The sequence below is a fragment of the Vulcanococcus sp. CPBay_Sum15L08_68 genome (assembly GCF_017855895.1).
Taxonomy (GTDB): Bacteria; Cyanobacteriota; Cyanobacteriia; order PCC-6307; family Cyanobiaceae; genus Vulcanococcus.
The window spans coordinates 36,054-43,266 of sequence record NZ_JAFMFX010000008.1; the positions used below are offsets into that span (position 1 = coordinate 36,054).

Annotated in this window: 9 protein-coding genes; 3 read left to right on the forward strand and 6 right to left on the reverse strand. The window is 63.4% G+C overall.

The genetic code is table 11. From position 1 onward, the window contains the following. Positions 1-41: 41 nt before the first annotated feature. Positions 42-2,660, forward strand: a complete 2,619-nt coding sequence (gene clpB / locus QZ189_RS02665; protein ID WP_296417712.1) for an ATP-dependent chaperone ClpB — start codon at positions 42-44, stop codon at positions 2,658-2,660. A 9-nt stretch (positions 2,661-2,669) separates the two neighbouring features. On the opposite strand, the gene asnB is transcribed toward clpB, so the two are convergent. From asnB to QZ189_RS02690, 5 genes are read right to left on the reverse strand one after another with little or no spacing between them, the layout of a single operon-like run. Further along, positions 2,670-4,463: an asparagine synthase (glutamine-hydrolyzing) gene (gene asnB / locus QZ189_RS02670; RefSeq protein WP_296420820.1), complete on the reverse strand. Its 1,794-nt coding sequence runs from the start codon at positions 4,461-4,463 to the stop codon at positions 2,670-2,672. Positions 4,464-4,495: 32 nt separating this feature from the next. Next, a complete protein-coding gene (locus QZ189_RS02675) occupies positions 4,496-4,780 on the reverse strand; it encodes a 4a-hydroxytetrahydrobiopterin dehydratase (RefSeq protein ID WP_296420822.1) in 285 nt (94 codons plus the stop codon). A 36-nt stretch (positions 4,781-4,816) separates the two neighbouring features. Then, the gene (locus QZ189_RS02680) at positions 4,817-5,095 is read right to left on the reverse strand and encodes a cupin domain-containing protein (RefSeq protein ID WP_247477978.1); all 279 of its coding nucleotides are present in this window, start codon (positions 5,093-5,095) and stop codon (positions 4,817-4,819) included. Further along, on the reverse strand, positions 5,095-5,364 hold the full coding sequence (locus QZ189_RS02685) for a hypothetical protein (protein WP_296415949.1): 270 nt from the start codon (positions 5,362-5,364) through the stop codon (positions 5,095-5,097). Before QZ189_RS02685 ends, QZ189_RS02680 begins: the two co-directional genes overlap by 1 nt. 3 nt (positions 5,365-5,367) lie before the next feature. Beyond that, positions 5,368-5,823: a secondary thiamine-phosphate synthase enzyme YjbQ gene (locus QZ189_RS02690; RefSeq protein WP_363155230.1), complete on the reverse strand. Its 456-nt coding sequence runs from the start codon at positions 5,821-5,823 to the stop codon at positions 5,368-5,370. A 76-nt stretch (positions 5,824-5,899) separates the two neighbouring features. Between QZ189_RS02690 and QZ189_RS02695 the strand changes: the two genes are divergently transcribed. Then, the gene (locus tag QZ189_RS02695; RefSeq protein ID WP_296420825.1) at positions 5,900-6,310 is read left to right on the forward strand and encodes a DUF393 domain-containing protein; all 411 of its coding nucleotides are present in this window, start codon (positions 5,900-5,902) and stop codon (positions 6,308-6,310) included. Here the strand turns inward: QZ189_RS02695 and QZ189_RS02700 are convergent. Beyond that, the gene (locus QZ189_RS02700; protein WP_296415947.1) at positions 6,281-6,697 is read right to left on the reverse strand and encodes a DUF2721 domain-containing protein; all 417 of its coding nucleotides are present in this window, start codon (positions 6,695-6,697) and stop codon (positions 6,281-6,283) included. The two genes, QZ189_RS02695 and QZ189_RS02700, sit on opposite strands and share 30 nt — an antisense overlap. 76 nt (positions 6,698-6,773) lie before the next feature. On the opposite strand from QZ189_RS02700, the gene QZ189_RS02705 reads away from it, so the two are divergent. Next, a complete protein-coding gene (locus tag QZ189_RS02705) occupies positions 6,774-7,175 on the forward strand; it encodes an OsmC family protein (RefSeq protein ID WP_296415946.1) in 402 nt (133 codons plus the stop codon). Positions 7,176-7,213 lie beyond the last annotated feature (38 nt).

The following is a 7,213-nucleotide window of genomic DNA, read 5'->3' on the forward strand; positions in this document are numbered from 1 at the left end:
GCCATACGGTTTGGTCACCACCCAGTTGAGGGAGGACCGCCATGCATCCCACCGCCGAACTGTTTACCGAGAAAGCCTGGGCCTCAGTTGTTGCAGCGCAGCAGCTCGCGCAGCAGCGCCGGCAGCAGCAGATGGAAAGCGAGCATCTCTTCGCCGCGCTCCTGGCTCAACAGGGTCTAGCCAATCGGTTGCTGGAGAAGGCCGGGGTGGATGTGGGGACCCTCAGCCAGACCATCGAGGCCTACATCGAAGGGCAGCCATCCCTGAGCTCTGCGCCTGAGAACGTCTATCTCGGCAAAGGACTCAACAGCGTCCTGGATCAAGCCAATGGACTCAAGGAGTCCTACGGCGATAGCTACATCGCCATCGAGCATTTACTACTCGCCCTGGCGGGTGATGATCGCTGCGGCAAACAACTGCTCAAGCAAGCCGGCAGCGATGCCGCCCAGCTCAAAGAGGCCGTTCAGGCGATTCGCGGATCCCAGAAAGTGACTGACCAGAACCCCGAAGGCACCTACGAATCCCTGGAGAAATACGGCCGCGATCTGACCCAGGCGGCCCGCGATGGAAAACTCGATCCGGTGATCGGTCGCGACGAGGAGATTCGCCGCACGATTCAGATCCTCAGCCGCCGCACCAAGAACAACCCCGTTCTGATCGGTGAACCCGGCGTGGGCAAAACGGCAATCGTCGAAGGGCTCGCCCAACGGATCGTCAATGGAGACGTCCCCCAGGCCCTGCAGAACCGTCAACTGATTGCCCTGGACATGGGGGCCCTGATCGCCGGGGCCAAGTACCGCGGTGAATTCGAAGAGCGGCTCAAGGCTGTGCTCAAGGAGGTCACGGCCTCCGAGGGACAGATCGTGCTGTTCATCGACGAAATCCACACCGTGGTGGGCGCCGGTGCCAGCGGTGGCGCCATGGATGCCAGCAACCTGCTCAAGCCGATGCTCGCCCGCGGTGAGCTGCGCTGCATCGGGGCCACCACCCTCGATGAGCACCGTCAGCACATCGAGAAGGACCCGGCCCTGGAGCGCCGCTTCCAGCAGGTCTTTGTCGATCAACCCACAGTTGAAGACACCATCTCGATCCTGCGGGGCCTGAAGGAGCGCTACGAGGTGCACCACGGCGTGCGCATCGCCGACAACGCCCTGGTGGCTGCTGCTGTCCTCAGTAGCCGTTACATCGCTGATCGCTTCCTGCCGGATAAGGCCATCGACCTGGTGGATGAATCCGCCGCGCGCCTGAAGATGGAGATCACCTCCAAGCCGGAGCAGATCGACGAACTCGATCGCCGCATCCTGCAGCTGGAGATGGAGAAGCTCTCGCTCGGACGTGAATCCGATGCCGCCAGCAAGGACCGGCTGGAGCGGCTGGAGAAGGAACTCGCGGACCTCAGTGAGCAGCAAAGCGCCCTGAATGCCCAGTGGCAAAAAGAGAAAGGCTCCATCGATGAGCTCAGCTCAATCAAAGAGGAGATCGAGCAAGTGCAGCTGCAGATCGAGCAGGCCAAACGCAGCTACGACCTCAACAAGGCCGCCGAGCTGGAGTACGGCACCCTGACGGGTCTGCACAAGAAGCTTGCCGCCAAAGAAGAGGAACTCACGGGCGAGGGCGATGACAAGTCGCTGCTGCGTGAGGAGGTCACCGAAGACGACATCGCCGAGGTGATCGCCAAGTGGACCGGGATTCCTGTGGCCAAGCTGGTGCAAAGCGAGATGCAGAAGTTGCTGCAGCTCGAGGATGAACTGCACACCCGGGTGATCGGCCAGGAGCAGGCGGTGACCGCCGTGGCTGATGCCATCCAACGCTCCCGCGCTGGCTTAAGCGATCCCAACCGCCCGATCGCCAGCTTCCTCTTCCTCGGCCCCACCGGTGTGGGCAAGACCGAGCTCTCCAAGGCCCTGGCCTCCCAGCTGTTCGACAGCGAAGAGGCGATGGTGCGCATCGACATGTCCGAGTACATGGAGAAGCACACCGTCAGCCGTCTGATCGGAGCGCCTCCGGGCTACGTCGGCTACGAGGAAGGCGGACAACTCACTGAGGCCGTTCGCCGCCGGCCCTACGCCGTGATCCTCTTTGACGAGGTGGAGAAGGCGCACCCCGACGTCTTCAACGTGATGCTGCAGATCCTCGATGACGGTCGCGTCACCGATGGCCAGGGGCGCACGGTGGATTTCACCAATACCGTCCTGATCCTGACCAGCAACATCGGCAGCCAGTCGATTCTGGATCTCGCCGGTGATCCCGCTCGCCACAGCGAGATGGAAGCACGAGTCAATGAGGCCCTGCGCGGACACTTCCGCCCCGAGTTCCTCAACCGACTCGATGAGTCGATCATCTTCCACAGCCTCAAGCAGGAGGAACTGCGGCAGATCGTGGAGCTGCAGATCCAGCGGCTGGCCAAGCGCCTAGAGGACAAGAAGCTCGGGCTGCAGGTCAATGCCGATGCCCTCGACTGGCTCGCCGGAGTTGGCTATGACCCCGTCTACGGCGCCCGCCCGCTGAAGCGCGCGATCCAGAAGGAGCTGGAGACTCCGATTGCCAAAGGGATCCTCGCGGGGCAATTCAGCGCCGGGCACGACGTGGCCGTCGACGTGGAAGGCGAGACATTGCGCTTCCAGCAGGTGGACCCCAGCAAGCTGCCGCTGTTGGTCTAGTCCCTCGAACTAGCCGGGTTGGAGCGCAATCCCCATGTTGCGCTCCAACCAATCGGCCAGCACCAGCAGTCCCCACTGGCGCGCCCAGGGCCTGAGGTCAACCCGCCGCGATGCCGCCTTCAGATCCAGTTGAGGAAGACCGCTACTAGCCGATGGCGAGCGGAGCCACTGGTCAAAGGGAATCACAAACCCACGCTTGGGGGCGTCCTGCAGAACCGCCGTCACCTCCGGGAAGGCATCCCGCAGCAGTTGCTTCCCCTGGGCCAAGCGCTCTGAGGCGGCGATGGGCGCGAGAGCCTCAAAGAGAGCGACATCGACCAGCGGCACCCGAAGCTCCAGCGAACTCGCCATCGAGAGGGCATCGCTATCGCGCAGCAGCATCGCTCCCATGTAGCTCGACGTCTCGAGCCAGGCGATCTGATCGGCGAGAGCTGCAGACTCCAACCCCTCATGCAGGGGAGGCGTTGATGGAGCGGGGAGATCCCAGAGCTTGATCAAACGGGAGGCCTCGCGGGCTGAAAAAATCGTGCGCATGCAGCGGTGGGCCGCGGGCACACCGGGCGGACTGGCCAGGTAGTCCGAGAAGCGCTGGAGCTTGGCACGCTTGATCGGCCGAATCAGCTGGGAGGCGGCCCAGGCGGCCGGCCCGAGCCGTTGACGCAACGCCAGCAACTTCGGAACGGTTTGGAACAGCGGGTAGCCGCCGAAGAGTTCATCGCCCCCCAAGCCACTCATCACCACCTTCAATCCCGCATCCGCCGCCTCAGCCGAAACGCAGTAGGTGTTGAAGCCATCGGTGCTGGGTTGATCCAGGGCATCAAAGAACGCCGGCAGACGGGACCAGGCCTTATCGCGTCGCAACAACAGGCGGCGATGGTCGGAACCAAAGCGTTGGGCCACCTGCTCGGCGAGGACACTTTCATCGAAAGCCTCCTCTTCAAAACCGATCGAGAGGGTCGTCAGCCGTTGGTCAGAGGCCGCCAGGATCGCCGATGAATCCAGGCCGCCAGAGAGGAACAGACCCACGGGCACATCCGAGACCATGTGCGCTTCGACGCTCTCCTTGACGGCCGTTCGTGTGCGCTCCACCAAGGCGCCATAGGAGTCGCCCTTCTCCTCCCCAAAGCGCGGCTGCCAAAAGCGTTCAATCGTCAACGCGCCGTTGGCCCAACGGGCCAGATGGCCGGGCGGCAGGGCGTTTAATCCTTCGACCAAGGTCCCGAGCTGGGGAACGCAGCCGAACATCAGGTAGTGCTGCAGCGCCTCCCCATTGAGTTCACGAGGGATTGATCCGCTGCGCAGCAGCGCCCGCACCTCCGATGAGAACAGCAGGCGTTGGTCTGACGATCGGTAGAGATAGAGCGGTTTGATCCCAAAGGGATCCCGGCCCAGCAGGGCGCTCTGGCGCTCCTGGTCGAACAGGCAGAACGCGAACATGCCGCGCAGGCGAGGCAAGGCTGAGGCCCCCTCACGGATCAACAGCCGCAGGAGCACCTCGGTGTCGCCCGTGGAGACAAAGGTCTCACCCTCGGCCTCCAGCTGGGCACGCAGGGTTTTGTAGTTGTAGATCTCGCCGTTAAAAACCAGCCGATAGCGCCCGCAGGGGGACTGCATCGGCTGGTGCCCCGCCGGGGAGAGGTCCTGAATCGAGAGCCTGCGGTGGATCAGGGTGCAGGTCGGGCTCTGCCAAATCCCGGCGTCGTCAGGGCCGCGGTGGACCAGGAGTTCAGCAATGCGCTCGGCTTGGGCGCGAGGCATGGTCTCGGCCGAACCACGCGTGAGTTCGCCTGCCAATCCGCACATGCGAGGCGCCGCTCAGTGGAGTGAATCTACGGTCAAAGCAACGCGTTGATCCGCTGCGCCAACTGCCGATCCAGGCTGGAGAGCCCACCGGTGTCATGGGTGGTGAGATCGACGACAACCCGGTTCCAGACGTTGCGCCACTCCGGGTGATGGCCCATCGCTTCGGCGATCAGGGCCACCCGGCTCATGAAGCCAAAGGCCTCGTTGAAATCGGCAAAAACCAACTCTCGGTGGAGCTTTCCATCCACCAGGCTCCAGCCAGGCAACTGCTGCGGCAGCTGATCGATCTCAGCCGGAGTCAGCGGAACAGCAGCCATCAGCAACCCATCCAACAGCCCTCAGCCTGGCGCGGCTCAACCGAAGCGGTAGTGCTTGCGTACAGGCTGATGCACATCCCAGTGGCAGGAGAGACCGGACGCAAAGGTGACCAGATCACCGGCACCAAAGCGCACCGGTTCACCGCCCTCGGGAGTCACCGTGACATCCCCCTCCAGCAGCAGGCAGGTTTCCTGCTCGTCGTAGGTCCAGGGGAAGGAACTGATCTCGCAGCTCCAGATCGGCCACTGCTCCACCCCCAACGCCTCGAGCTGGGCAGGCTCAGGCCCATGGACAACGGTGATTGATGAGGCCATCAACGGCTGCCAGAACTGGGGCCATTCTCAAGGGCCAGATCGTGCAAGCGATCGATCAGCAGATCAATATCCGTGTCCTCCTCAGGCTCCGGTGTGGTCTCCCTGCGGCGCCGCACCTCCTCCGCCAGTCGCTCGGCATTGCGCCGCGCCAACTGGGTTGAAGGCGAGAGGTCCCGGCCACGCAGGGATGCCAGTTCCGCCTCCAGGGCCTCCACCCGCTGTTGCAGGCGCGTCAGCGCCGCGGTCAGTTCTTCAAGAGAAAGCGTCATCACTCACTCCCCGACCAGATGGGCCGCGACCCGCCTGCACTGGGGCCTCGAACGGTGCTCCCAGAGGTAGACCGCCTGCCAGATGCCAAGCAGCAACTCCCCATCCACAACGCTCAGGGACAGGGTTTGGCTGGTCAACGCCGAGCGGATGTGGGCGGGCATGTCGTCAGGCCCCTCGTCGTCATGGCGATAACGGCGCAGGGAATCAGAGCCATCCAAGGCGCCATGGGCGACCTGAGGAACCACGGCCTCCATCCAGGCCGCCAGGTCATCGAGAACCCGCGGATCGGCGTTCTCATTGATGGTCAGGCTGCAGCTGGTGTGGAGAGCACTCAGATGCAGGACGCCCTGACGCAGGCCCGTGGAGCGAATCCAGCGGTTCAGCTCAGGGTCGATGCGCAAGAACCCCTTGCCGCTGCTGTTGAACTCGAATTGCTCGAGCGCCTGCTGCAAGCCCATCACTGATCCAGCGCAACCCGGCTCCAGTCAAAGCGATCAGCCACGGAGAGCCAGGGCCATCGTTCAGGCTGGGGCGATGACGACAGAACTCACACTCCTCTACGACGGTGGCTGCCCGCTCTGTCTGCGGGAGGTGAATTTCCTGCGAAAAAGAGATCAGCACTCGCGGATCGCCTTTGTCGACATCAACGCCAGCGATTACAGCCCGGAGCAGCACCAGGGAATCAGCTACCGGCAGGCCATGGGGCGCATCCATGCCATCCAGGGCAATGGAACGGTCCTCAGGGACGTCGCAGTCTTTCGCGAGGCCTATCGCCTGATCGGCCTGGGCTGGTTGTACGCCCCGACGGCCTGGCCCGTCATCGGACCGTTGGCGGACTGGGTCTATGGCCTCTGGGCCCAGTGGCGCCTCGCCCTCACGGGACGCCCGAACCTGGATCAACTCTGCAACTGCCGCTTAGAAGCGACGGCGGATCAGACGCGCTGAGACGCGGGTATCCAACAGCAGGGTCAATAGCCCCACCATCAGCGAGAGCATCGCCACAACGAACAGCGGCACCACGATCGCCGTCAGGTCAATCACGGCGATCGCACTGATGAAGGTGACCGCCACCACGGCTGCCACCAGTACGCCGGTTGTGGTGACCGCTTCGCTGGCTCGGGTCAGCAGGGTCATCCGCCGCTTCAACAACGCCAGATCCATGGCTTCGTCCCGGATGCTCTGCAACCGCTGGGCCCGGTCCAGCACACGGGCCAGGCGGTTACTGATCACGCTCAACAGGCCCGCGATGGCCGTCAGCAGAAACACTGGGGCCACTGAGAGCTGAATCGCCTTGGCCAAGCCGAGCATCGGTGAGCCAGCTCCGGGATCCATCGTCAGCCACATCGACAGGTCCACCTAAGCGAGGCGAGACAAAACTGCCAACCTGGCTGCACACACTCACCGCCCCGTGACCCAAATCAACAGCAGCTACAGCGGGGACCTGCGTTGTGCCTCGCTGCACGGGCCATCGGGCTCCGCCCTGGAAACCGATGCCCCAACCGACAACCAAGGCAAGGGCGAGCGCTTCTCACCAACCGACCTGGTGGCGACAGCCCTGAGCACCTGCATCCTGACGATCATGGGCATCGTCGCCGAACGCCACGACTGGGATCTCAAGGGATGCACGGCCCGGGTGGAGAAGGTCATGACCAGCGAAGCCCCGCGCAAGATCGCCCAGCTCGAGGTCTGGATTGAACTGCCGGCCCACCTCGATGAAAAGGCCCGCAAGATCCTGCGCAAAGCCGCTGAAAACTGCCCGGTCAAATTGAGCCTTGAAGGGGCCGTGGCGATGGAGCTCCACTGGAGCTGAGGACAGTGCCTAGGGTCGCGCCCAGAGCCGGGCATTCC